The 23,657-nt window shown below is 68.1% G+C and carries 20 protein-coding genes and 2 pseudogenes; 15 read left to right on the top strand and 7 right to left on the bottom strand.

The genetic code is table 11. The features are described 5' to 3' along the window. Window positions 1–131: 131 nt before the first annotated feature. Window positions 132–1,640: a PucR family transcriptional regulator ligand-binding domain-containing protein gene (locus tag ABZ412_RS31515; RefSeq protein WP_357287526.1), complete on the bottom strand. Its 1,509-nt coding sequence runs from the start codon at window positions 1,638–1,640 to the stop codon at window positions 132–134. Window positions 1,641–1,804: 164 nt separating this feature from the next. On the opposite strand from ABZ412_RS31515, the gene uraD reads away from it, so the two are divergent. The 10 genes from uraD (at window position 1,805) to ABZ412_RS31465 (ending at window position 11,489) form a co-directional block, all read left to right on the top strand. Next, window positions 1,805–2,320 (top strand): 2-oxo-4-hydroxy-4-carboxy-5-ureidoimidazoline decarboxylase, encoded by a 516-nt coding sequence (gene uraD, locus ABZ412_RS31510; protein ID WP_357287524.1) that lies wholly within the window; start codon window positions 1,805–1,807, stop codon window positions 2,318–2,320. A 93-nt stretch (window positions 2,321–2,413) separates the two neighbouring features. Then, window positions 2,414–3,286 (top strand): FAD binding domain-containing protein, encoded by an 873-nt coding sequence (locus ABZ412_RS31505; RefSeq protein WP_357287521.1) that lies wholly within the window; start codon window positions 2,414–2,416, stop codon window positions 3,284–3,286. Further along, on the top strand, window positions 3,286–3,759 hold the full coding sequence (locus ABZ412_RS31500) for a (2Fe-2S)-binding protein (RefSeq protein WP_357287519.1): 474 nt from the start codon (window positions 3,286–3,288) through the stop codon (window positions 3,757–3,759). The genes ABZ412_RS31505 and ABZ412_RS31500 overlap by 1 nt, the downstream gene beginning before the upstream one ends. Then, window positions 3,756–5,108: an 8-oxoguanine deaminase gene (locus ABZ412_RS31495; RefSeq protein WP_357287516.1), complete on the top strand. Its 1,353-nt coding sequence runs from the start codon at window positions 3,756–3,758 to the stop codon at window positions 5,106–5,108. The genes ABZ412_RS31500 and ABZ412_RS31495 overlap by 4 nt, the downstream gene beginning before the upstream one ends. Next, on the top strand, window positions 5,105–7,438 hold the full coding sequence (locus tag ABZ412_RS31490; protein ID WP_357287513.1) for a molybdopterin cofactor-binding domain-containing protein: 2,334 nt from the start codon (window positions 5,105–5,107) through the stop codon (window positions 7,436–7,438). Before ABZ412_RS31495 ends, ABZ412_RS31490 begins: the two co-directional genes overlap by 4 nt. A 129-nt stretch (window positions 7,439–7,567) precedes the next feature. Then, a complete protein-coding gene (locus tag ABZ412_RS31485; RefSeq protein ID WP_357287511.1) occupies window positions 7,568–9,004 on the top strand; it encodes an NCS2 family permease in 1,437 nt (478 codons plus the stop codon). 2 nt (window positions 9,005–9,006) lie between these two features. Then, the gene (locus tag ABZ412_RS31480; RefSeq protein ID WP_357287508.1) at window positions 9,007–10,122 is read left to right on the top strand and encodes an XdhC/CoxI family protein; all 1,116 of its coding nucleotides are present in this window, start codon (window positions 9,007–9,009) and stop codon (window positions 10,120–10,122) included. A 34-nt stretch (window positions 10,123–10,156) separates the two neighbouring features. Further along, entirely contained in the window at window positions 10,157–10,540 is a 384-nt protein-coding gene (locus tag ABZ412_RS31475; RefSeq protein WP_357287506.1) for a gamma-glutamylcyclotransferase, read from the top strand. Then, window positions 10,537–11,334 carry a TIM barrel protein gene (locus ABZ412_RS31470; RefSeq protein ID WP_357287503.1) on the top strand — a complete coding sequence of 266 codons (798 nt, stop codon included), beginning with the start codon at window positions 10,537–10,539 and terminating at the stop codon, window positions 11,332–11,334. The genes ABZ412_RS31475 and ABZ412_RS31470 overlap by 4 nt, the downstream gene beginning before the upstream one ends. After that, window positions 11,331–11,489, top strand: a complete 159-nt coding sequence (locus ABZ412_RS31465; RefSeq protein WP_357287501.1) for a hypothetical protein — start codon at window positions 11,331–11,333, stop codon at window positions 11,487–11,489. The genes ABZ412_RS31470 and ABZ412_RS31465 overlap by 4 nt, the downstream gene beginning before the upstream one ends. A gap of 4 nt (window positions 11,490–11,493) precedes the next feature. Here the strand turns inward: ABZ412_RS31465 and ABZ412_RS31460 are convergent, their stop codons facing one another. Beyond that, entirely contained in the window at window positions 11,494–11,799 is a 306-nt protein-coding gene (locus ABZ412_RS31460; protein WP_357287499.1) for a hypothetical protein, read from the bottom strand. A 479-nt stretch (window positions 11,800–12,278) separates the two neighbouring features. Here ABZ412_RS31460 and ABZ412_RS31455 point away from each other — a divergent pair. Beyond that, a pseudogene (locus ABZ412_RS31455) lies at window positions 12,279–12,413 on the top strand (DUF397 domain-containing protein); the annotation flags it as partial. 101 nt (window positions 12,414–12,514) lie between these two features. On the opposite strand, the gene ABZ412_RS31450 reads toward ABZ412_RS31455, so the two are convergent. Both ABZ412_RS31450 and ABZ412_RS31445 read right to left on the bottom strand, forming a co-directional pair. Continuing rightward, on the bottom strand, window positions 12,515–12,934 hold the full coding sequence (locus ABZ412_RS31450; RefSeq protein ID WP_357287496.1) for a nuclear transport factor 2 family protein: 420 nt from the start codon (window positions 12,932–12,934) through the stop codon (window positions 12,515–12,517). A gap of 23 nt (window positions 12,935–12,957) precedes the next feature. Next, the gene (locus ABZ412_RS31445; protein WP_357287493.1) at window positions 12,958–13,728 is read right to left on the bottom strand and encodes an SDR family oxidoreductase; all 771 of its coding nucleotides are present in this window, start codon (window positions 13,726–13,728) and stop codon (window positions 12,958–12,960) included. A gap of 99 nt (window positions 13,729–13,827) precedes the next feature. On the opposite strand from ABZ412_RS31445, the gene ABZ412_RS31440 reads away from it, so the two are divergent. After that, on the top strand, window positions 13,828–14,580 hold the full coding sequence (locus tag ABZ412_RS31440) for a DUF1295 domain-containing protein (RefSeq protein ID WP_357287490.1): 753 nt from the start codon (window positions 13,828–13,830) through the stop codon (window positions 14,578–14,580). A gap of 3 nt (window positions 14,581–14,583) precedes the next feature. On the opposite strand, the gene ABZ412_RS31435 is transcribed toward ABZ412_RS31440, so the two are convergent. Continuing rightward, window positions 14,584–15,690, bottom strand: a complete 1,107-nt coding sequence (locus ABZ412_RS31435; protein WP_357287488.1) for a lycopene cyclase family protein — start codon at window positions 15,688–15,690, stop codon at window positions 14,584–14,586. A gap of 93 nt (window positions 15,691–15,783) precedes the next feature. Between ABZ412_RS31435 and ABZ412_RS31430 the strand changes: the two genes are divergently transcribed. Then, window positions 15,784–16,794, top strand: coding sequence for a hypothetical protein (locus tag ABZ412_RS31430; RefSeq protein WP_357287485.1), 1,011 nt, complete (start codon window positions 15,784–15,786; stop codon window positions 16,792–16,794). A 69-nt stretch (window positions 16,795–16,863) separates the two neighbouring features. On the opposite strand, the gene ABZ412_RS31425 is transcribed toward ABZ412_RS31430, so the two are convergent. Next, window positions 16,864–17,628, bottom strand: a complete 765-nt coding sequence (locus ABZ412_RS31425) for an SDR family oxidoreductase (protein WP_357287482.1) — start codon at window positions 17,626–17,628, stop codon at window positions 16,864–16,866. Window positions 17,629–17,976: 348 nt separating this feature from the next. Here ABZ412_RS31425 and ABZ412_RS31420 point away from each other — a divergent pair, with 348 nt between their 5' ends. Beyond that, on the top strand, window positions 17,977–19,083 hold the full coding sequence (locus ABZ412_RS31420; protein ID WP_357287480.1) for a LysR family transcriptional regulator: 1,107 nt from the start codon (window positions 17,977–17,979) through the stop codon (window positions 19,081–19,083). A 90-nt stretch (window positions 19,084–19,173) separates the two neighbouring features. On the opposite strand, the gene ABZ412_RS31415 is transcribed toward ABZ412_RS31420, so the two are convergent. Next, the gene (locus tag ABZ412_RS31415; RefSeq protein WP_357287477.1) at window positions 19,174–22,461 is read right to left on the bottom strand and encodes a protein kinase; all 3,288 of its coding nucleotides are present in this window, start codon (window positions 22,459–22,461) and stop codon (window positions 19,174–19,176) included. A 164-nt stretch (window positions 22,462–22,625) separates the two neighbouring features. Here ABZ412_RS31415 and ABZ412_RS31410 point away from each other — a divergent pair. Continuing rightward, window positions 22,626–23,525: pseudogene (locus ABZ412_RS31410) on the top strand (IS5 family transposase). Window positions 23,526–23,657: the final 132 nt, after the last annotated feature.

Raw genomic sequence — 23,657 nt, 5'->3', positions numbered from 1 at the left:
CGCCAGGACACCGCGCCGGCCACCCTCGCGTAGTGCCCTGAGTTTTCGGTGCAGCCACATCCGCGTCGCTGTGACTGCCTCCAATGCCGGGCCGCCCGCCCTCGCAGGCGCCCGGTGCGGCCGGCACGGGTTCAGCGCAGGGCCAGAGCCAGGAAGAAGTCGACGCGGTCTTCGAGGCGGGACAGATCACGGTTGGTGAGTTCCTCGATGCGCTGGACGCGGTAGCGCAGTGTGTTCACGTGGACGTGCAGTAGATCCGCGCACTTGGTCCAGGAACCGGAGACTTCGAGGAAGGTCTCGAGGGTGTGGACCAGGTCGGCGCGGTTGTCCTGGTCGTAGACGCGCAGGGGGTCGAGGAGGCGCACCCGGAACATGCGGCGGACCTCGTCGGGGACGCTGGCCAGCAGCAGCATGTGGGTGGCGAGTTCGTCGTGGCGGACGACGCTGGTGGGTTGCTGTCGTTCGGCGGCCATGCGGCGGGCGTAGCGGGCCTCCTCGACCGCGCCGCGCAGCCCCTCACCGTCGACCGCGCCGCTGATGCCGACGGACAGGCGGCTCAGTTGCAGCCCGGGTTCGAGGGCCTCGATGGCGCGGTGGATGTGGTCGTCGAGGGCCTGTTCGTCGCCGAGCGCGACCAGCAGGATGACCTCGCCGTCCACGACGCCGATGGCAGGGCTTCTGCCGTACAGGATTTCGCGCAGCACCGCGCGCAGTTCACCGGGCCGCACCGCCCCCGAGTCGGCGGTCGCGGCGACCGCCAGGTAGCGGTCGGACAGGCCCAGCCCGGTCAGTTCCAGCCGCGAGATGATGTCGGCGGACTTGGCCTCGGACATGATCAGTTCGATCAGTTCCTGCGCGAGGCGGCCCTCGGCGCTGTGCCGGTCGTCGTGGCGGGCGCGTTCGAGCGACACCACCGCCGCGAGCTCGCCGATGAGTGCGCGGCGTTCCTCGGGCCAGTCCTTGAAGTCGCTCTCGAAGACCAGGAACCAGTCCGCGATCCGCGAGGTCGCGTCGGCGTCGACGGCGAACAGTGTGTACCGGATCTCGTTGTAGGACAGCACATGTGGCAGCCGCCGCGCGGTCAGGAAGGCCGATCGAACCTGCGCGGGCAGGTCGCGCGTGGGTCCGGCGACCACCCGCCCGATGGACGACACCACCCAGCAGCGGGTGCCGAGTGTGCGGTGGACCAGGTCGAGGACCGAATCCAGCCCGCCGCCGGAGACCAGCTGCCGATGCCGGTCGAGGATGGCGCTCAGGTCCGCGGCCCGTCCCGAGGACAGCTTCCGGTTGATGGTCTCGGTGACGGTCGCGAACGCGATCTGCTCCTCGACCCGGAACAGCGGGATTCGGTGTTTCTTACACGCCGCGACCAGATCCTCGGGCGCTTCCCCGTAGAGGGCGTCGCCCGCGGCGAGCGCGGCGACCCGGGCGCGGGCGAGGGCCCCGACGAAGGTGTCGCTGTCCTCGGGGCCGTGCCGCCATTGCAGCCCGGTGAGCACGAATTCCCCGCCGGACAGATACCGGCCCGGATCGAGCATGTCGGTGGTTACGACCCAGCGTACGAAGCGGTCCAGCTCGTCCTCTCCGGAGACGAGCCGCAGGCCCAGATCGTGCATGGTCAGCAGGGAACGTAACCGCATGATTCTCGAGGCTAACAGTGAGTGACGCGACGGTTACCGAACTTGGATGTAACTACGAACGCGCCCCTGTGAAGCAGACCACAGGTTCGGAGGTCTCGTCCTATCGGGCATGACCACCCCCCGGGTTTAGTGATTGACACACGCTGAACACGGATGGAGGTCGGATGTCGAGTCGCCTGGAATGGCTCGGGTCGCTGCCCCTGGAAGAAGCCGAGACGCACCTGCTGACCTGCAACGCGTCGCGGACCTGGGCTCGCAAGATGGTGGCGAACCGGCCGTACGCGGACGAGTCGAGTCTGATCGCCGCGGCCGTGGCCGGGGTTGCCGAACTGAGTTGGGCCGATGTCGAGGAAGCGCTCGACGCGCACCCCCGCATCGGTGAGCGCGAGGCGGCCCGGCACCAGTCCGAGCGTGAGGCGCGGTGGTCGGCCGACGAGCAGTCCGGAGCGTCCGAGGCCGACGCCCGGGTGCTGGCCGAACTGGCCGCCGGGAACCTCGCCTACGAGGAACACTTCGGCCATGTCTTCCTGATCCGGGCCGCCGGCCGCAGCGCCGCGGAGATGCTGGCGGAGCTGCGGCACCGTCTGGGCAACCCGGTGGCCGAGGAACACCGCGTGGTGCGCCGGGAACTGGCCGACATCACCGGCCGCCGGGTGCGCAAGCTCCTGGAGGAGCGATGAACGACCCCCGTAACTGAGTCCCTACTCCTTCTCTACGTACCGGGGCAGCCGAGGCTGTCGTACCTGCGCAGAACCGATATCTAGAGGAACGCAATGGATTTCCTACAACCGGGCAGCTGGGCCGAGGCGCTCCAGCTGAAAGCGGAACGCCCCGACGCGGTTCCGATCCAGGGTGGCACCGATGTGATGGTCGAGATGAACTTCGACGTGCACCGCCCGGACGCCCTGCTGGACCTGAACCCGTGCCGGGAGCTGTTCGGGGTGGACGAACAGGCCGACGGCCGCATCCGCCTCGGCTCCGGTGTCCCGTTCGTGAAGATCATCAACCGGTACCAGGATCGCCTGCCCGGTCTGGCGCAGGCCTCGCGCACCGTGGGTTCCCCGCAGATCCGCAACCGCGGCACCGTGGGCGGCAACCTGGGCGGTGCGTCGCCCGCCGGTGACGCCCACCCGGCGCTGCTGGCCGCGAACGCCGTGGTCGAGGTCGAGTCCGCCGCCCGCGGTACCCGCATGATCGACATCGACGACTTCTACGTGTGGGTCAAGAAGAACTCCCTGGAGCCGGACGAGCTGATCCGCGCGGTGTGGCTGCGCCCCGCCTCGGGCCCGCAGTACTTCTCGAAGGTCGGCACCCGCAACGCGATGGTGATCGCGGTGTGCTCGTTCTCGGTTGCCCTGCACGCGGATTCGCGCACGGCGGGTGCGGGCATCGGCTCGGCCGGTCCGACCCCGATCCGTCCGGTCGAGGCCCAGGACTTCCTGGCCGCCAACCTGGACTGGGACAACGGCGGCGCGCTGAACGAGGAGCTGGCCCACGAGTTCGGCCGTCTGGTCGGCGCCGCGGCCAAGCCCATCGACGATGTGCGCGGCACCGCCGACTACCGCCGGCACGCGCTGTCGGTGATGGCCCGCCGGACCCTCGGCTGGGCGTGGAACGACTACACCGCGGAGAGGAGGGCGGCCTGATGCGTATCGACTTCACCGTCAACGGATCCCAGGAAACCGCCGACGACGTCTGGGAAGGCGAGAGCCTGCTGTACCTGCTGCGCGAGCGGGTCGGCCTGCCCGGCGCGAAGAACGCCTGCGAGCAGGGCGAATGTGGTTCCTGCACCGTCTATCTGGACGGCACCCCGGTGTGCTCGTGCCTGGTGGCCGCCGGTCAGGTGCAGGGCCGTTCGGTCCGCACCGTCGAAGGTTTGGCCGAGGGCGACAAGCTCGACCCGATGCAGCAGGCGTTCGTCGAGGCGGGCGCGGTGCAGTGCGGCTTCTGCACGCCCGGCCTGATCGTGCAGGCGCACGACCTGATCGAGCGCGTCCCCAACCCCTCCGATGTCGAGATCCGTGAGGCTCTCGCCGGAAACCTGTGCCGCTGTACGGGTTACGAGAAGATTCTGGATGCCGTGCGCATGGCGGCCGAGCGGAAGGCGGCGGCGAAATGACCAAGCTCGTCATCGAGAACGCCTATATCGCACCGGTCGTCGGTGCCGAAATCCCCAACGGCTATCTGATCGTCGGCGACGACGGCCGGATCGAAGCTCTCGGCGCAGGACCTGCGCCGATGGTGGTGGGTGCTGAACGCCTCTCCGGCACCGGCTGCCTGGTGACCCCGGGCCTGGTGAATACCCACCACCACCTCTACCAGTGGGCCACCCAGGGCCTGTTCCAGGACGCCACCCTGTTCGAGTGGCTGACCGGGCTGTACCGCCTGTGGGCCACCATGGACGCCGAGATCGTCTACGGCGCGGCCTCGGCCGGCCTGGGCTGGCTCGCGCTGACCGGCACCACCACCTCCACCGATCACCACTACGTGTTCCCCAAGGGCCGTGGCGATCTGTTCGACGCCGAGGTGCGCGCCGCCCGCGAGCTCGGCATCCGGTTCCACCCTTGCCGCGGTTCCATGGACCGCGGGCAGTCGCACGGCGGTCTGCCGCCGGACGAGGTGGTCGAGAACCGCGAGGAGATCCTCCTCAACACCGAGGAGATCATCAACAAGTACCACGACGCGTCGTTCGACTCGATGCTGCGCGTGGCCGTCGCCCCCTGCTCGCCGTTCTCGGTGTCGGAGGGCCTGATGGTGGAATCCGCCGCCCTGGCCCGTCAGCACGGCGTCCGTCTGCACACCCACCTCGCCGAGACCCTCGACGAGGAGGAGCACTGCATCGAGCAGATGGGTTGCACGCCCGTCGAATACATGGAGAAGCTGGGCTGGCTCGGTGACGACGTGTGGTTCGCGCACGCGGTGCACCTGCACGACAAGGACATCGCGGCCTTCGCCAAGACCGGCACCGGTTCGGCGCACTGCCCGACCTCCAACGCGCGGCTCGGAGCGGGCATCGCGCGAGTGATGGACCTGCTCGCCGCCGGTGCGCCCGTGGGCCTCGGCGTGGACGGCGCGGCCTCCTCCGAGCTCACCTCGATGGCGGGGGAGATGCGGCAGGCCATGCTGTTCCAGCGCGCCGTGCACGGCCCCCGCGCGATGACCGCCCGCCAGGCCCTCGAGGTCGGCACCCTCGGCGGTGCGCGGAACCTGGGCCGCCAGAACGAGATCGGCTCCCTCGAGGTCGGCAAGCTCGCCGATATCGCGGTCTGGAAGGTGGACGGCTTCCGCGCCGCCATCGAGGACCCGGTGTGCGCGCTGGTGTTCGGCCCGCAGCCGCCGCTGGCGCGCCTGCTGGTGGGCGGCCACACCGTCGTGGAGAACGACGAGCTCAAGACCATGCCGCACGATCAGGTCGGTCAGAACGGCGTGGCGGCGCGTCAGCGAATCATGAAGCAGGAGAACCGATGACCATCGCACGCACCACTCGGTTCCCCGAGGACGTCGCGATCCCGGGCGCCGGCGGCATCGGTGAGAGCCCGCTGCGTCCCGACGGCACCCTCAAGGTGAAGGGCGAGTTCGCCTACTCCTCGGACCTGTGGATCGACGGCATGCTGTGGGGCGCGACCCTGCGCAGCCCGCACGCCCGCGCCCGGCTGATCGGCATCGACACCAGCAAGGCCCTGGCCATGCCCGGCGTCCACGCCGTGCTCACCCACGAGGACGTGCCCGGCCGCAAGGTCTACGGCCTCGACCACACCTGGGACCAGCCCGTGCTGGCCTTCGGCGAGGTGCGCCACCACGGTGAGGCCATCGCCCTGGTCGCCGCCGACCACCCCGAGATCGCGCGCCGCGCCGTGGCCGCCATCGAGGTGGAATACGAAGTGCTGGAACCGATCACCGACCCGATGGCCGTGATCGAGGACCCGGTCGGGCTGGCCGTGCAGGAGCGCGGCGGCATCGCCCGCTACCAGCCGGTGCGCGCCGGCGACATCGAGATCGGCAAGGCCCTGGCCACCGTCGTGGTGAGTGAGGAGTTCGAGGTCGGCATGCAGGACCAGGCCTTCCTGGGCCCGGAGTCCGGCATGGTCATCCCCAACGAGGACGGCACCCTCGACTTCTACGTCGCGACCCAGTGGCTGCATTGGGATCTCACCCAGATCGGCCCCTGCCTGGGGTTGAACGAGGACCAGATCCGGATGACCATGTCCGGTGTCGGCGGCGCGTTCGGCGGCCGCGAGGACCTGTCCATGCAGATCCACGCGGGCATGCTGGCCATGCGGACCGGCAAGCCGGTCAAGATGATGTACAACCGCCAGGAGTCGTTCTTCGGGCACGTGCACCGGCATCCGGCGCGCATGCGTTACGAGTACGGCGCGACCGCGACCGGAAAGATCACCTACGCCAAGGTGCTCATCGTCCTCGACGGCGGCGCGTACACCTCGGCCACCCAGAATGTGATCGGTAACGCCGCCTCCCTGGCGCTGGGCCCCTACGAGGTCCCGCACCTGGAGATCGACGCCTACGGCGTGTACACCAACAACCCGGTGTGCGGCGCGATGCGCGGATTCGGTGTCGTGCAGGCGTGTTTCGCGCACGAGTCGATGATGGACAAGCTCGCCGAGGCCCTGGACATGGATCCGGTCACGGTCCGTCAGGTCAATGTGGTGTCGCAGGGTTCCACGCTGGCCACCGGTCAGATCGTGCACGCGCCAACTCCGCTGGTGGAGATGCTCGACAGCCTGCGCGAGATGGAACTGCCGGAGTCCGTCGATACGTCGGATATTCGGAACCTGCCCGGCGGCGCGTCCCAGACCACCCACGGCGAGGGCGTGTACCGCGGCGTCGGCTACGGCGTCGGCATCAAGAACATCTGCTTCTCCGAGGGTTTCGACGACTATTCGACCGCCCGCGTGCGGCTCGAGGTGATCGGCGGCGAGCCGGTCGCGCTCGTGCACACCGCCGGCGCGGAGGTCGGTCAGGGTCTGATCACCCTCGAGGCGCAGATCGCACGCACCGAACTCACCATCGACCGCGTGGTCAGCCACCCGTCGGACAACAATGTCGGCAGCTCCGGCTCCTCGTCCGCCTCGCGCCAGTCGTACATGACCGGCGGCGCGGTGATGACCGCCTGCCGCGCGGTCGCCGACGAGCTGTTCGTGCTGGCGCGCAAGAAGTTCGACGTCCACGGCTTCATGCACCTCGACGGCGGCAAGGTCGTCAAGAACAACGGTGAGGTGGTCGCGTCGATCGCCGACGTCCTCGGCGACGACGTGATCGACCTGACCCGCGAATACCACCACCAGCCCACCACCGGTATGGACAAGATCACCGGTCAGGGCTCGAGCCACACCCAGCTCGCGGTCTGCGTGCACCGGGCAGTGGTCGATGTGGACACCGAACTCGGGCTCGTGAAAGTCGTTGCCCTGGACGCCGTCCAGGACGTCGGCAAGATCATGAACCGGCTCTCGCTGGAAGGCCAGATCCACGGCGGCTCCATTCAGGGCCTGGGTCTGGCGGTTATGGAGGAAATTCAGGTCACCAACGGCAAGGTGCGGAACCCGTCCTTCACGGACTATCTGATCCCCACCACTCTCGATACACCCCCGCAGAAACTGGAGATTCTGGAGAACCCGGACCCGCACGCCCCCTATGGCTTGCGTGGCGCGGGCGAACCGCCGACTCTCTCCTCCACGCCCGCGATCGCCGCAGCGATTCGCGACGCCTGCCGCAAGCGGGGCGGCACCGGAAACATCAACCGCGTGCCCGTGCGTCCGGAAGACATCATCCGGAACAGTTGACTAACAGGGGCAGACCGCGCCTCCCGCGACAAGGGAGCGCGGTAGGGACCCCACAACACCGAATCCGCGGCCCGGGGATTACCCAGCACCCCCGGGCCGTTGGTCGGCTACGCCCATAGGAGGGCAGCCATGACCCAGACTCAATCACCGATCACCACCCCGGAAACCGGGGGGTCCGCGCTCGAAAAGTTCTTCAGGCTATCGGAGCGCAAGACCACCATAACCCGTGAAATCCGTGGCGGCATCACCACATTCGTCGCTATGGCGTATGTCATATTGCTGGTCCCGCTAATTCTCGGCGGCGTCGCCGACTCGCACGGTGACAAGCTGAGCATCGCGCAGCTGACCACCACGACCGCCTTCTCCGCCGGTCTGACCACCGTCCTCATGGGCCTGGTGGGCAATGTGCCCCTCGCATTGGCCGCCGGACTCGGGCTGGTCCCCGTCGTCGCCTATCAGGCCGCGCCGCACATGACCTGGCCCCAGGCCATGGGTCTGGTGGTGCTGATGGGCATCGTCATCGTCATCCTGGCCGCGACCGGTCTGCGGACGATGATCATCAACGCCATTCCGCTGGCCATGAAGAACGCCATCGGGGTCGGCATCGGCATGTTCATCGCCATGATCGGCCTGGTCTCCTCCGGGGTCGTCGGCCACGGCGCGCCCGGCGGTCCGCCGGTGACGCTCGGCGTGGACGGGCATCTGGCCGGTTGGCCCACCGTGATCTTCGCGATCGGCCTGCTGCTGATGCTCGCGCTGTTCATCCGCAAGGTGCCGGGCGCGATCCTGATCAGCATCGCCATCGCCACGGTGCTCGCCATCGTGGTCAACGCCATGGCGAAGATCGATCCGAAGGCGTGGGGGACCGTCGTCCCCGAGAAGCCCACGTCGCTGTTCGCCTCTCCCGATTTCGGTCTGATCGGTCACATCGACCTGTTCGGCGGCTTCGCCACCGCGGGCGCCGTGACCGCCACCGTGGTGCTGTTCACGCTGGTGCTGACCGGCTTCTTCGACGCCATGGGAACCGTTTTCGGCGTCTGCGACGAGGCGGGCCTGACCGACGAGAAGGGTCAGGTGCCCGGCATGGGCAAGATCCTGACCACCGACGGTGTCGCCCAGATCGTCGGCGGCCTGTCCGGCGGCGCGGGTTCCACCGTGTACGTCGAGTCCGCGACGGGTGTCGGTGAGGGCGCCCGTACCGGTCTGGCCAGTGTGATCACCGGCGGATTGTTCTGCGCCGCCATCTTCTTCACGCCGATCGCGGCCGTGGTGCCGATCCAGGCCGCGGCTCCCGCGCTGGTGCTGGTCGGCGCGCTCATGATGACGCAGGCCCGCAAGATCGACTGGAACGATCTCGAGGTCGCGGTGCCGGCCTTCATCACGATCGTGCTCATGCCGTTCACCTACTCGATCACCAACGGTGTCGGCGCGGGCCTGATCGCCTACACCGTCATCAAGCTCGCTCGCGGGAAGTACCGCGAAATCCATTGGCTGGTGGCCGTGGTCAGCGTCGTCTTCGTCGCCTACTTCGGTATCAACGGCATCGAATTGGCCCTGGGAGGCTAGCCATGCGCGACATCGCGGCACAACTACTGGACTGGCACGCGGCGGGCAAGGACTACGCCGTGGCCTCCATCATCGGGATCGGCGGCTCCGCGCCGCGGCCGATCGGCGCGGCCCTGGCCGTGGACGCCGACGGCACCGTCGTCGGGAGCATTTCCGGCGGCTGCGTCGAGGGCGCGGTCTACGAGTTGTGCCGTGAGTCGCTGGCCACCGGCGCCACCATCCGGGAGACCTTCGGCTACAGCGACACCGACGCCTTCGCCGTCGGATTGACCTGTGGCGGAACGATTCAGGTGTTCGTCCAGTCGGTGACCGACGCCAACCGCGACGCGGTGGAACAGGTCCTGCGAGCTGAGGGGGAGGCCGTGGCCATGGTCCGCGACCTCGACAGCGGCGCCGTGATGGCGCTGGGCACCTGGTGGAGTTCCGGCCACGAATTCGACGATCGCGTGATCGCCGAAGCCCAGGCCATGCTCGACGCGGGCACGACCGCTGTGCGCACCATCGGATGCGGGTCCGATGAGGTCACCGTGTTCGTGGAATCGCATGTGCCGCCGCCGCGGATGATCGTCTTCGGGGCGATCGACTTCGCGGCCGCGGTGGCCCGGATCGGCAAGTTCCTCGGCTACCACGTCACGGTGTGCGACGCGCGGGCGGTCTTCGCGACCCCCGCGCGCTTCCCCGACGCCGACGAGGTGGTCGTGGAATGGCCGAACAAATATCTGGCCCGGACCCGGGTGGACGCCCGGACCGTGGTCTGCGTACTCACCCACGACGCCAAATTCGATGTGCCGCTGCTGGAGGTGGCGCTTCGCCTGCCGGTGGCGTTCGTGGGTGCGATGGGATCCCGGCGGACGCACGAGGACCGTCTCCAGCGGCTCCGTGCGGTCGGGATGACGAATGCCGAACTGGCGCGGCTGAAGTCGCCCATCGGACTGGATCTCGGCGGGCGTACCCCGGAGGAGACGGCTGTCTCCATCGCCGCCGAGATCGTGGCGGTCCGCCGTGGGGGCACCGGAGTGCCTCTCGGTACCCACGGCGGACCCATCCACCGCGACGCGGTCGTGGTGCCGGAGGTGATCGTCCCGGACTCCCCGGATGCCCTGCGGATCACCGCCTGAACTGTGACGTCCGACCGAGAAGGAGCCCACGGCTATGCCTCTGATCTTCCTGAACGGGGGTGCCATGCGCGGCGAACCCCTGAACTACCTGCTCGAGGGCGCGCCCTGCGCAGGGGAGGCCAGCACCGCGCCGCAGTACCGCTTCTACTCGGTCGGCAACCGCTTCCCCGGCCTGCACCCCGTCGCCTACGGCGGGGCGCCCATCACCGGTGAACTGTTCGACGTGCCCATGGAGGTGCTGCGCAACCGGCTGCTCCCCGCCGAGCCGCCGGAACTGGAACTCGGTGTGATTGCCTTGGACGACAGCCGCTCGGTGCTGTCCATGCTGCTGCGGCGACCCGTCATCTCCGACCCGCAGCTGATCGACATCACCGATTACGGCAGCTGGCACACCTACCGGGAGGCATCGACACGATGAAATACACCGCCGACGGAGCTCTCCGGAAATTCGACGCGCACTGCTCGATCCTGTTCGCCGATCTGCCGTTGCTGGAACGTCCGGCGGCGGCGAAGGCGGCCGGGTTCGACGCCGTCGAATTCTGGTGGCCGTTCGGCGAGAACCCGGTGCCGGGCGACAAGGACGTCGACGCGTTCGTCTCCGCTGTCTCCGACGCCGGTGTGCAGCTCATCGGTCTCAACTTCATCGACCTGGTGCCCGTGGGCCGCGGCCTGGTCTCGGTGCCCGGGCGGGAATCCGAGTTCCGGGACAATATCGACGTCACCGTCGGCATTGCCGAACAGTTGGGCTGCCGGTCCCTGAATGCCTTGTACGGCAATCGGATTCCGGCTGTGGACCCGCGGGCGCAGGATGAGCTGGCTCTCGAGAACCTCCGTCTGGCCTCCGATGCCGCGGCCCGCATCGATGCCCAGGTCGTGCTCGAGGCGCTGAATTCGATCGAGTCGCCCGACTATCCGATCGTCTCCGCCGCCCACGCGGTACGGGTGATCGACGAGGTCGGTGCGCCGAACCTCCGCTTCCTCTGCGACCTCTACCATCTCGCCCGCATGGGTGAGGACCTCTTCGCCGTCATCGCCACCTACGCCGACCGCTTCGGGCACGTCCAGATCGCGGACGCCCCCGCCCGCAGCCGCCCCGGCACCGGGACCCTCGACTTCGAAGCCCTCTTCACCGCCCTCGACACCGCGGGCTACGACGGCTGGATCGGCCTCGAATACAAAGACCCCGACCATGATTGGAGCTGGATCGCATGACCACCGCCCCGGCCGCAGCCCTGCCGTGGACCCCGCACGGGCACTGCGGCACCGCGCTGCCCGCCGGCTGGGTGATCGAGCGCTTCACCGTCCAGCTTCCGGTCGTGGACGACCTACCGACCACTCACCCCGCGCAGGGAGCCGCTGACCGATGAGGGGTCAGCGGTTCCCGCGCTCAATCGACAACGCGTCGTCCAGGACCACCGAGTAAACCGCCGTGTCCCTAGGATTCGGCTCCACTCCGCCCAGGATCTCGTCCAGCAGCGGCGCCTGCACCAAACTCCCCGCGCCGTAATACCCGCCCGCCCGGGCGCTGGCCAGCACCGCGTGGATCACCGCCGCATACAACTGCGCACGCGGCGCCTTCACATACCCGCCCCCGCGCTCGTGGGCCCGCAACCGCTCCTCGACCGCGTCGATGACATCCCGGAGAACGCGAATCTCCACCTCGGCCATATCGTCCATCTCAATTCCCCCGGGGTGGTCGCCGACGTGGCCTGCCGGCCCGCATCAGATACGTCTTGGCCTGTAACTTGGCCGGGCACACGGTAATCGGACAATCCGCATGCTCCCGTAATGCCCGATTCGCCACATCCACACTCATCATCGCCAGGGCACTGTGCCCGGTCGCTGGAAGCCCGAACATCGTTGGAACCTCCCGTCATACGGGTATTGGACGAGATCCAGGAAACCACTGGCGACCGCATGGAATTGGTGATTTGGACGTTTCGGATGCATCTGGGTCCAAACAACCTGGATATGTTCCGATTCCGGTGTAGCCTTGCGGACCGCAATGGAATGCGCAGTGTTCTGAATTCCCGAGGACGGGAGTACCGCCACGGCCGATGACGAGCGACCGACGACACTCTATGGAGATTCGACATTCACCATGTACGTCGGTCTCGCCGCATCAGCACGCACGATCACCACCTACAAGGAGATCGTCGTCGGTCTGCAGCAGCGGCCAAACCGAGTGCGTCGAAGTAGCTTTCCTCGCGGACGGTCAGGTCGGAATCCGAGACTCGAAAACCCCCACCGGCCCCGCGCTGACTTTCACCCCCACCGAGGGGACCACCTTCACCACCGCCCCCACCACCAACCCCCTAACCCCTTCCGCCGAGTGGCACACCTGGAGGGGATTTGTCTGGTTCGCCGCCAGGATGTGCCACTCGGCGAGGCGTCAGCCGTTGGTGATGGAGCGGACCGAGACTCGCCAGCGGCCGTCGAGTTGGACCAGGGTGTCGTGGTATCTGCCCATGCCGATCAGGCGTGGGGCGGTGGTGGTGTCGGCGAAGAACTGCCAGACGGACTCTGCCCGTGCGGAATCGGGTCCGAGGAGGGTGATTGCCGTGCAGCTCGTCACGTGGCGGGTTCTGGTTCCCGGGCCGGCGATGCCGGCGTCGCGCCGGGCCTGGGCGCTGGCCGCGATCTCTGTTGCGCCACGGAAGATCTGCGGTGCGATGCCGGACTGGGGGTCGCCCTCGCGCTCCCAGACTGCGTCCGGGGTGTAGTGCTCGAAATACTCGTCGATCGGGCCCTCGTCGGCGAGATGGGAGAGGTGGGCGAGCAGGGATCGGATCTGCTCGGCGTGGTCGGTCATAGGGTTGTCCTCGTCCAGGGCGGTTAGACGCCGTAGCCGCCGTCGATGTCGAGCTTTTGGCCGCTGATGAAGTCGGCGCGGTCCGAGGCGAGGAAGCAGACCGCCTCGGCGATGTCCTGGGCGTCGCCGAAACGGCGCAGGGGGATGTTGTTCTTGGTGATTTCGAGGGCGTGGGCGTCCAGGTCGCCGGAGGCGATGAGGCGGTCGGCCATGCCGTCGGTCGTCATGCCGGGGCCGACGCTGTTAGCGCGGACGCCGAATCTGCCCTCCTCAGCGGCGATTCCGCGCACCAGCGCCTCGACCGCGCCCTTGGGAGCGATGGACAGGCCGTCGCGCACCGGGAACCGGGCCGTACCGGCGGTGGTGATGGCGACAATGCTGCCCTTGGTCTCGCGCAGGTGCGGCAGGGCCGCGTGGACGGCGTTGAAGAAGCCGGACACGTCGTCGAGGATCTGGCCGCGGAAGTCGGCGGGAGCGATCTTGCTCAGATGCCGCATGGGCACGTGCGGTCCGGCGGCGTAGACGAGCGTGTGGATGCCGCCGAACTCCGCGGCGACCTGGCCGACGACTTCGCCGGTCCGGTCGGCGTCGGACAGGTCGAGCTGCCAGGCCCGGGCGCGCGGGCCGGCGGTCTGCGCGGTGGTGAGGAGCCCATCGAGGGACTGTGGTGAGCGGAAGTAGGTCAGTCCGATGTGGCTGCCGCGATCGAGGAGCATCCGCGCGCACGCTCCGCCCAGCCCGCCGCTCGCGCCCAGGACCAGCGCCGCGCCTGCCCGGTGACTGAAGTCGTCCACGATTCCTCCTCGGTTGCTCCACTCTGTTCATAGCGAACAGGCTCAAACCAAGCAAGTGCTTGATTGTTTACTGGGATGAAGGGAGTAAGTACATACGTCATGCGGGATGTTTCTCACTTCGTGCTCGGATTTCTGATCGTCCTCACGGTGGTGACGTTCGCCAGCGGGTTCGGCTACACCAACCCGTATGGGCGGTTCGCCAAGGATGGTGAGCGTTTCGCGGTGCGGGGTCCGTGGGCCTGGCTGTTGTTCGAGAATCCGCAGTGGTGGGCGTTCACCGTCACCTTCTGGCTGGTCGTCAAGGATCCGCAGCCGCCGGCGGTGGTGTTGTACGCACTGTGGCAGGTGCACTATCTCTACCGCGGGCTGATCTATCCGCTGCTGCGGGCGTCCACCAAGGGATTCCCCGTGTACGGGATCGTCTTCGGAATGGTGTTCAACGCCGCCAACGGATTCGTCAACGGCTACGCCGTCGCCGATGCGCAGCACCTGCGGGACTCGGGGTGGTTCACCGACCCGCGCTTCCTCATCGGGCTGGTGGTGGCCGTGGCGGGGTGGGCGATCAACTTCCATGCCGACCGCGCTCTGATCGCCTTGCGCGGTGACGGATTCACCGGCTACCGCATCCCGTACGGCGGTGCGTTCCGCTGGGTGTCGAGCGCGAACTACTTCGGTGAGCTGGTGCTGTGGGTGGGGTGGGCACTCATGTCGTGGACGTGGGCGGGCCTGGTGTTCGTGCTGTTCACCGTGGCCAACCTGTTGCCGCGGGCGGTGTCCACGCATCGGTGGTACCGCGAGCGGTTCGAGGACTATCCCAGCGACCGCAAGGCGATGATTCCCTACCTGATCTGAGACCTATCGGGTCGGCAGGGCGACCCGGGCCGCGAGAACGCGCCGCAGCCGCCACGGCAGTGCCGCGAACAGCGCCGCCATGGCCGTCGCGGTGCCGCGCGGATCGTCGCGGCCGGACAGGTAGGCCCGCTGGGCGGTGACCGGCAGCGCGAAGAAGGTGTCGAAGAACAGCGGTAGCTCGGCGGGCGGAATCGCCAGCAGGACGCGTAGTCCCGCCTGGCGCAACAGGTGTACGGCTCGGGCCGAGGCGGGCCACGCCGATTCTCCGGCCAGGACGGCGTCGGCCAGGCGCAGTGATGTGGCGACGCTGTAACCGGTCGCGGGATGGGTGAAGGCTCCCGCCGCACCGAACGTCGACCGCTTCGGCTTGCCGCCGTGGACGGGGAAGCGGACGCGTTCGACGGGTTCGGCGCCGGTGAGAGTGATTCCGCGGGACCGCAATCGGTGGGTCAGACGGGCCTCGAGCGTGTTCTGGTCGAGGGCGGGGCGTCCGGCCAGGCAGGTCTCTTCCAGGAGGATGCGGTTGTCGTCCAAGGGAACCGCGTAGAGGAACGAGCGCGGGTCGGTGGGGGCCGCACCGTTGTCGTCACGCCAGTCCATGAACAAGGTGTCCGGGTCGGGGTAGTGGGCGCGGTCGGTGATCACGCCGTACGCCGTCTGCTCGGCCAGGGCGGGGGAGCGCGGGATGCCGCGCGCGTCGACGACCCGGCCCGCGGGGAGGGTGTGGCCGGAGGCGAGCCGTGCCGAGGGGAGGTCGAGTCCGTCGTGGCGGTGCCGGGCCGCGATGTCGATGGCGGTGACGGAGTCCTGGACCAGGCGGGCGCCGGAGATGTCGAGCGAATCCTGAAGTGCCGCAGTGTCGAACACTAGATAGGGTCGGTCGATCTCGACGCGGCGGGTCGTCCAGGCGACGGGCCGCTCGATCCTCGTCGCGATCGCCGCGTCGGCGACCCACGCCGGCAGCTCGTCCGCCCACGCCGCATAGGTGGCCGTCCACCGTCGGCGCGGGTGCGGATCGACCACGGTGACCGTCAGCCCGTGCGCCAGGGCGCGGTGGGCGAGGGCCCGTCCGGCCGGGCCCGCGCCGCAGATGAGCAGATCATCGGTCACCCCGTGATTGGATCATGCCGGATCGCCCGCATACTCTTCGGGAATCGAATGCCGGGCCGGGGAGGGCTCGGGCCGTCCGCGAAAGGTGATCAGATGACCTATCCACCAGCCGGATCCGGGGGCGATCCCACTGTCCACCGGCAGCCGCAACCCGGCGAGCCCGATGCCGCCTGGTGGGATCAGCCCGCCCAGGGGACCGGCGGACACCAGGTGCAGCAGCCCGGGTGGCCGGGACAGCAGCCGGTCGACCAGGGCTGGCAGCCGACGCAGACGAACTGGCCTGCGCAGCAGGGATATCCGCAGGCGGGCCAGCCTCAGGACACCGGGTACGGGCAGCCGCCGGGGTTCGCGCAGAGCCTGAGGTACGGCCAGCAGCAGCCGGACGGGCCGGGCTTCCCGCCCCCGCCCGGCTTCCCGCAGCAGCCGGGTTATCCGCCGCAGCAGCCGAAGTCGAACACCGGGCTGATCATCGGCGTGGTGCTGGGCGCGGTCGTACTGCTGGCGGTGGCGGTCGGCGCGATCGTGCTCGTCTCCGGGGGCGACGACGCCACCCAGGCCGACGCCACCTCCACCACGGAGAGCCCGACCCTGGTGCCCGCCACCTCGGCCCCGCCCCGCACCACCGCGACCACCTCCAAGGCCGCGCCCGGCGGCAGCCGCTTCAGCTACACCGAGTACGGCAAGGACTGGAACTTCAAGCTCGGTGACGTCGCCCTTCACGCCACCTACGTGACCGGCCAGGACTACGATTCCTGCGCCCCGATCGAGAAGGCCGGGAAGATGACCGGCCTGGGCTGCAAGCGCGCCTCGTCCATGGCGTGGAAGGCCGAGAGCGGCGGGCTCATGCTCACCCAGCTGGTCCTCACCATGTCCGACGACGCGAAGGCGTCCGCCGCGCACAACCAGTTCGAGGACACCGACCTGGAACTGCCCGACGGCAGCTACATCGCCGACTTCGAGACCGGCAAGTGGCGCGACGGCAGCCAGAGCAAGTTCGTCGTCGTCACCGTCGCCACCGCCACCGCCGCGGTCGACGAGGCCACCGTCAGCAAGTACCTGCAGTACCGCAACAGCGACACCATCGGCGCCCTCGCCTTCCGCTGACCTTCCCCCCGAAACGACCGTGCCCGGCACCGAATCCCGGTGCCGGGCATGTCTTTTCGATTCCGACTCTCAGATGCCGCCGGTAGCCAGCAGGCCGCCGTCCACCCGCACCGTCGTCCCGGTGATCCACGACGACTCGTCCGAGGCGAGGAACCCGATCAGCGCCGCCACATCCTCCGGCGACCCGAGCCGCTTCATCGGATACACCCCCGCCGCCGCCTCCTCGTCCGCCGAGTACAGCGCATCGGCGAACTTGGTCTTGATCACGCCCGGTGCGACCGCGTTCACCCGAATCTTCGGCCCCAGCTGCCACGACAGCTCCTCGGTGAGCCGGATGAGCGCCGCCTTGGACGCCCCGTAGGCGGCGATCACCCCGGTCGACCGCAGCCCCGCGACGCTGGCCACATTCACCACCGCACCCCCGTGCTCACCCATCCACGCCTTGTACGCCTCCTGCACATACCCCAGCGCCGCAACGACATTCACATCGAAGATCTTGCGCACGGCGTCGAGATCGGCCTCCATGAGCGACCCGTACACCGGATTGATCCCGGTGTTGTTGATCAGCACATCCAGCGACCCGAACTGCGCGACCGCGGTAGCGACCTGCTCGGCCCGCGCCGCGGCGTCCCCGGAGTTCCCGGCCACCGCCACGACCTTGCCCGCGTGCCCCAGCCCGCGCAGCTTCTCGGCAGCCTCCTCCAGCGGCTCGGGCTTCCGCGCGGAGATCACCACATTGGCCCCCCGGGCCAACAGCTCCGCCGCCACCGCGAACCCGATACCCCGGCTCGCCCCGGTGACCAGTGCACTCTTACCCGCCAAGTTCTCACTCATGTGATGGCACGTTACTTCAGTCCCTTGGCATGAGCGATCTCATGGTGGGTTGGGGACCATTCCGTCACCGCCGGCAGTCGAGACCATGGTGGCCGCAGCGCCGCGCCCACCTCGGTGGTCGGACCGAAAGACAGCGCAGCGCCGGTGGGCCTCGACCGAGCTGAACGGGTGTGGCCGCGACCGTCGCGCTTTTGCCCGTAGGACCACGGCTGGCGGATGTGCGGGCGTGCGCCGCCGAAGGCCCGCCCGGAAGAATAGGTATACCCCCCGGGTCATCCGACGGAGGTGGAACTACTCCGGACAGACGACGCTCAAACGAATTCACCAGCACCGTCCCGCGGAGGTTCCATGTCCCCACCGAATGTCCAGAACCCAGACGGTGCCGGCGACGACAACGCCGACCCCGACCGCGGCGACATTGCCGGCCATTCAGGTGAGAGTTTGGTGCGCAGACCGTTCAGGACGTCTGAGCGGCCTGGGTTGCCCCGGGTGGAAGTTCGCTGTCGACAGCTCGAGTACTTCATCGCGGTCGCGGAGGAGTTGAGTTTCACTCGGGCAGCCGAGCGGCTGCACCTGTCGCAGCAGGGCCTCAGCACACAGATCAAACTGCTCGAGCACGAAACGGACGTCACGCTGTTCTCACGGACCACCCGGCAGGTGGAGCTCACGGCGGCTGGTGCGGCGTTTCTGCGACATGTCCGGGACGCATTGACCAGCTTGGGTTCCGGGCTCGAAGAGGCTCGCGCAATCCATCGCGGTGAGCGCGGACGGCTCGTACTGGGCTGCCTCGAGGGGGCTGCCCTGACTTTGACGGAGCCGATTCTGGCCGCATTCCGGAAGCACCATCCCGAGGTCAGCATAGAGTTGAACCACTTCACCTTCGAGACCCCGTCGGCGGGCCTGGCAAGCGGCCAGTCGGATGTCGCGTTCGTGCGGCGGCCGTTCAACGACATCGGGCTGCGGTTCGAGCCGTTGTTCCAGCAGCCGCTGATGGTCATGCTGCCCACCAACCACCGCCTGGCCGACCGCGATGAGATCGTGGCGGCGGAACTGCTCGACGAGCCGATCCTCTCCTCGGCGGCCACCGACCCGACCTGGAACGCCTTCTGGCAGTTGGACTCCCATCGCGGCGGCAGCCCGGCACCGGTAGCTTGCCGCACGAAGACGCTGCTGGAGCAATTGCAGCAGGTGGCCACGGGAGCCGCCATCGCGATGACTGTGCCGTGCGCCGCCTGGATCAAATTCCCCGGCGTGCGGCTGGTCCCGGTGACCGACGCGGCCCCGAACGAGGTCGCCGTGAGCTGGCGCGCCGGGCACGAGAACACTCTGGTGCGTTCCTTCCTCGACATCGCACGCCGGGTCCGCGACGAGAATCCCGGCCTACTCGCCCGGCTCGAGACGCCCCGCCGCCGGGACCGGCAACACATACGTGCGTCGGCCGCGATATCCGCCTGACCAATTCGAGGCGGTCGAATCCCGCTGCGCCTCTTTGCATACAAGCCACCGCGCCCGCGCCCGCGCAACGCCGAAGCCACGGAGCAACGATCACGGATTCTGCCGTTTCGCACCTTCTGCGATCCATGCCGCGATCTGGGCGCGGGAGGTGAATCCGAGTTTGGTGAGGATGTGCTCGACGTGGCCCTGAGCGGTGCGTTGGGAGATCACCAGTTCGGTGGCGATCTGTTTGTTGGTCAGGCCTCGGGCGACGAGGTCCGCGACCTGGCTTTCACGCTTGGTCAGAGCCACACCCGGACCCGTTGGCGGCGAAGCGACGGCCGGTTGTTCGCCGAGTGCGTACGCGACGGCCGCGTCCATCCCCATCGCCCGGCCGCTGCGGACGGCCGCATCGAACTTGCGCGCGCCGAGGGCCGACCGGGTCAGCCGGAGACATTCGTCGTGATACTGCGGCACCAGCGGGACGATGCTCGCGACGGTACCGAGGGACCGGTCGAGCTCCTGCGCGACTCCCATCAGTACGGCCGCGCGCTCGGCATCACCGCCGGCGCACGCAGCCCAGGCCAATGCCTCGAGACTCACCGCGGCGATGAGCGGGCTGCGTATTCGCCGATGGACTCTCAGTGCCTTCTCGAGCAGCTCGGTGGCCTGGGACCGGTCGCCTTCCTGCCAGGCGATGGTGCCCAGGCCGTAGAGCGCGGTCGAACGGAAGAGGGTCTCGCCGCGCGCTTCGGCGATGGAGATCAGCCGCCGGTAGGACTCGGCCGCCCGTTGGGTGTCACCGGCAAGTCCGTGCACCAAGCCGAGCGCGAGCAAAGAGGCGAAGTACGCGAATCCAGGTGGATAGGAATCGAGCACCTCGACGGCGCGTTCGAGGCGCGAGGTCGCGAGGGCCAGGTCCCAACGGTAAACCGCCACCCCGCCGTCGGAGCTGTCCATCAGCGCCTGGTTCATCGGGGTGGGCTGTTGCTGGGTGAGGAGACGACCCTCCTCGACGAGTGCGGCCGCCGCCGGAACATCACCTCGCATCACCACCATGGCGCAACAGGCGTGGAGCGCTTTGACCCGGTCGGGTATGGACTGCCGGGCGGGGTGGGCGAGGGCGCGCTCGATCCAGCGACGACCTTCGCTGTACAGGCCCCGGAAAGTCCAGAAGCCCGCCAGTGCGGCGGTGGTCCGCAGTGCAGCTGCGGCCGCCTGATCGGTGTCCTCGGCCAGGCAGTACTCGAGCGCGCCGCGCAGATTCGGTTGTTCGCGGTCGAGCCGGGCTACCCAGTAGGGCTGCCGGTCGCTGATCCACTGGTCTTCCGCGGTCAGCGCCAAATCCTGGTACCACTCACGGTGCCGCCGGCACAGATCGGCGCACTCGCCGATCTCCTGGAGCTTGTGCCACCCGTAGTCGCGCACCGTCTCCAGCATCCGGAGCCGCACCACACCTTGCGTCTCGACCCGGATCAGGATCGACTTGTCCACCAGCGAGGACACCACATCCAGCACACTGTCGGTATCCAGGTCGGGGCCGCAGATCGCTTCGACAGCGTCGAGCTCGACACCACCGACGAACACCGACAGCCGCGCCCACAGCCGCTGTTCGACCGTGCTGCACAGCCGGTAGCTCCAATCGACACACCACCGCAGCGTCTGCTGCCGCGTCGGCGCGCTGCGATTGGCGCGGGTCAACAACGCATACCGGTCGTCGAGTCGGCCCAGGATCTGCTCGGGCGACATCGTCCGGACCCGCGCGGCGGCCAGTTCGATCGCCAGCGGCAACCCCTCCAGCCGCGCGCAGATCCGGGCCACCGTTGCCTTGTCGCTGTCGGAGAGCTGCAGGCCCGGCACCGCCGCAGTCGCGCGGTCGGCGAACAAGGTCACCGCGTCGTAGCGAGGCAGTTCTCGCAACGACGGCTCCCGCTCCGGATCCGGGACCGGCAGCGGCGGCACCTGGAGCACCACCTCTCCGCCGATATCGAGCGGTTCGCGGCTGGTGGCCAGGATCCGCAGGTTCGCACACGCCCGCAACCACGTATCGGCCAACCGCGAGACCGCTTCCGTCAGGTGCTCGCAGTTGTCCAGCACCAATAGCGACTCGCGATCGGCCAGGAACTCCAACACCACCTGCGGCAACGGCCGTGCCAAATCATCACGCAACCCCAGGGCGGCCGCCACCACGTCGACCAGCAGGGCGGGGTCGGACACATCGGCCAGCTCGACCAGCCACAACCCGTCGCCGAACCCCCGGCGCACCGTCGCCGCGGAATGCAGCGCCAGCCGCGTCTTGCCGACCCCGCCGATCCCGGTCAATGTCACCAGCCGCGCCGAGGCCAGCAGATTCTTCACCTCCGTCACCTCGTTGCGGCGGTCGACAAAACTGGTCAACTCCGGCGGCAGATCGCCCGCATCCGGAGAAGACGCTGACGTCGGCGCACGCCACCCCGACGCGACTCGGCCGCCGTCCCCGCGCTCGTGTGCCGGTTCGGCCTGCAACACCAACGCCATCTCCTCCACGGCGTACCCGTGGTGGCGCTGTGCCTGCCGGATCGCTTCCCCCAGCACCTGAGCAGACGGCCGCTCAGCAGGATCACGGCTCATCGCCGCCGCCACCAGCGCGGCGATGTCATCCGCAATACCCTGCTCACGCAGATCCGGCACCGGCTTGGTGGTGATTCGCAGAAACTGGGTCACCACGTTCTCCCCGCTGCGCCGTTCGAACGCCGCATACCCGGTCAACGCGCAGAACAGAGTCGCGCCCAACCCGTAGACATCCGCCGCGGGAGTCGGAGCCTCACCCTCGAGCACCTCCGGAGCCGTGAATGCCGGCGACCCGGTCACGGCGCCCGTCTCGGTCCGGAACCCGCCCGTGATACGCGCGATACCGAAATCGGCCAACGCGGGCTCACCAAAATCGGTCAAGAGAATATTGCCTGGCTTCACATCCCGATGCAGGATGCCCAACCGGTGCGCACTCTCCAAGGCCCCGGCGATCTTCACCCCTATTGACAACACCGCCTCCACCGGCATCGGACCCTGCTCGCGGATCCGGGCATCCAGCGAACCCAACGGGTGATACGGCATCACCAGAAACGGGTGCCCGTTGGCCGTGGCCCCCGCCTGCAGCATCGTGACGATATTCGGATGCCCCGTCAACCGGCCCATCGCCCGCTGCTCCCGGAAGAAGCGTGCCCGACTCCGGGCATCCAGATCGGAGGTCAGGATCTTCACCGCCACCGTCCGATCGAGCTCCTCCTGCGTGCACTGATACACCACACCGAAACCGCCCCGCCCGATCTCCTCCGCATCCTCGAACCCGGCCGCGGCCAATTCCTCCGTCACCGAATCGAACACGTCACGGACCGTCCAGAACTGAGCATCCTCACTCATCAGCTACATACCACCCGCCGGTAAGGCGCGATACGGCGCGGAGCCTCACCATGTGAACTCGTCGTTAACGTCCAGCGTATCCCCACCGGCCTCGGGGCCGAACTAGGTTCTGTCTCCCAATGAGGTGAATCGATCGGCCCCGTTGCCGGGGTCGATCGTGCATCATGGACGCCGCGGCGACCGCGAACGATGATCGATACCAGGTTCTGACCGACAAGCAGTGGGAGTTGCTGGAGCTACTGCTGCCGAAATCGCAAGGCCACGTGGGCCGCAACTTCGCCAACAACCGGCTGGTCGTGGAAGGCATGTTGTATCGGCTGCGGACCAGTGTGCCGTGGCGGGACCTGCCCGAACACTTCGGGCCCTGGCAGACGGTATGGAAACGTCACCGCCGCTATGCCGCCGACGGCACCTGGGATCGGGTGCTGACTGCGCTGGTCGCGTTGGCCGATACCACCGGCGACCTGGACTGGGTGGTGTCGGTCGACTCGACGATCGTGCGGGTGCATCAGCACGCCGCCGGCGCGACCGCAGACTCGGTGTCGGGGCTATGAACCTGCCGACCACGCGATCGGGCGTTCCCGCGGCGGGTTGACCACCAAGATCCACCTCGCCGCCGACGGCGCCGGTCGCGGCCTGGCGATGCTGCTCACACCAGGTCAGACAAACGATTCACCGTTGCTGCAACCACTGTTGGACGCGGTCGTCGTGCCGCGCCTGGAGGGTGGCCCGCCGCGCCGCAACCCGGATGTGGTGATCGCCGACCGCGCCTACTCTGCAGCATCGAACCGAACCCTTTTGCGCCGCAAGCGGATCCAGACCGTGATTCCGGAGCGCTCCGATCAGGTCGCCAACCGCAAACGCAAGGGCCGCGCAGGCGGGCGGGCACCGCGCTTCGACCAGCAGCTCTACAACGCCGCAACGTCATCGAACGCGCCTTCAACAAGGCCAAGCACTGGCGGGCGGTCGCCACTCGGTACGACAAGCTTGCGATCACCTACCGTGCCGGATTCGTCCTGGCCCTCATCGTCGAATGGCTCAAATCATTGGGAGACACGACCTAGTACTCCAGCATCACTTCGTGATGTTGTTGGGTAGCATAGGGTTTCGTGCTGGTTGATGAGGATCTGGCGGCGTGGACAGCTGGGCTTGAGGAGTTGTTCGCGCGGGTCGCGGGGCGGTTCCATCGGGCGGAG

The sequence above is a fragment of the Nocardia sp. NPDC005746 genome (genome assembly GCF_040630785.1).
GTDB lineage: Bacteria > Actinomycetota > Actinomycetes > Mycobacteriales > Mycobacteriaceae > Nocardia.
The sequence above is the reverse complement of the archived record's forward strand: the minus strand, read 5'-3'. Positions and strand labels throughout refer to the sequence as shown.

Bases quoted from the DNA above. Each gene is read 5' to 3' on its own strand.
- uraD (WP_357287524.1), top strand. From the start codon at position 1,805: ATGTCGAGTCGCCTGGAATGGCTCGGGTCGCTGCCCCTGGAAGAAGCC.
- ABZ412_RS31480 (WP_357287508.1), top strand. From the start codon at position 9,007: ATGCGCGACATCGCGGCACAACTACTGGACTGGCACGCGGCGGGCAAG.
- ABZ412_RS31460 (WP_357287499.1), bottom strand. From the start codon at position 11,799: ATGGACGATATGGCCGAGGTGGAGATTCGCGTTCTCCGGGATGTCATC.
- ABZ412_RS31475 (WP_357287506.1), top strand. From the start codon at position 10,157: ATGCCTCTGATCTTCCTGAACGGGGGTGCCATGCGCGGCGAACCCCTG.
- ABZ412_RS31415 (WP_357287477.1), bottom strand. From the start codon at position 22,461: ATGAGTGAGGATGCTCAGTTCTGGACGGTCCGTGACGTGTTCGATTCG.
- ABZ412_RS31430 (WP_357287485.1), top strand. From the start codon at position 15,784: ATGACCTATCCACCAGCCGGATCCGGGGGCGATCCCACTGTCCACCGG.
- ABZ412_RS31450 (WP_357287496.1), bottom strand. From the start codon at position 12,934: ATGACCGACCACGCCGAGCAGATCCGATCCCTGCTCGCCCACCTCTCC.
- ABZ412_RS31465 (WP_357287501.1), top strand. From the start codon at position 11,331: ATGACCACCGCCCCGGCCGCAGCCCTGCCGTGGACCCCGCACGGGCAC.
- ABZ412_RS31495 (WP_357287516.1), top strand. From the start codon at position 3,756: ATGACCAAGCTCGTCATCGAGAACGCCTATATCGCACCGGTCGTCGGT.
- ABZ412_RS31490 (WP_357287513.1), top strand. From the start codon at position 5,105: ATGACCATCGCACGCACCACTCGGTTCCCCGAGGACGTCGCGATCCCG.
- ABZ412_RS31470 (WP_357287503.1), top strand. From the start codon at position 10,537: ATGAAATACACCGCCGACGGAGCTCTCCGGAAATTCGACGCGCACTGC.
- ABZ412_RS31440 (WP_357287490.1), top strand. From the start codon at position 13,828: ATGCGGGATGTTTCTCACTTCGTGCTCGGATTTCTGATCGTCCTCACG.
- ABZ412_RS31500 (WP_357287519.1), top strand. From the start codon at position 3,286: ATGCGTATCGACTTCACCGTCAACGGATCCCAGGAAACCGCCGACGAC.
- ABZ412_RS31425 (WP_357287482.1), bottom strand. From the start codon at position 17,628: ATGAGTGAGAACTTGGCGGGTAAGAGTGCACTGGTCACCGGGGCGAGC.
- ABZ412_RS31505 (WP_357287521.1), top strand. From the start codon at position 2,414: ATGGATTTCCTACAACCGGGCAGCTGGGCCGAGGCGCTCCAGCTGAAA.
- ABZ412_RS31420 (WP_357287480.1), top strand. From the start codon at position 17,977: ATGTCCCCACCGAATGTCCAGAACCCAGACGGTGCCGGCGACGACAAC.
- ABZ412_RS31515 (WP_357287526.1), bottom strand. From the start codon at position 1,640: ATGCGGTTACGTTCCCTGCTGACCATGCACGATCTGGGCCTGCGGCTC.
- ABZ412_RS31485 (WP_357287511.1), top strand. From the start codon at position 7,568: ATGACCCAGACTCAATCACCGATCACCACCCCGGAAACCGGGGGGTCC.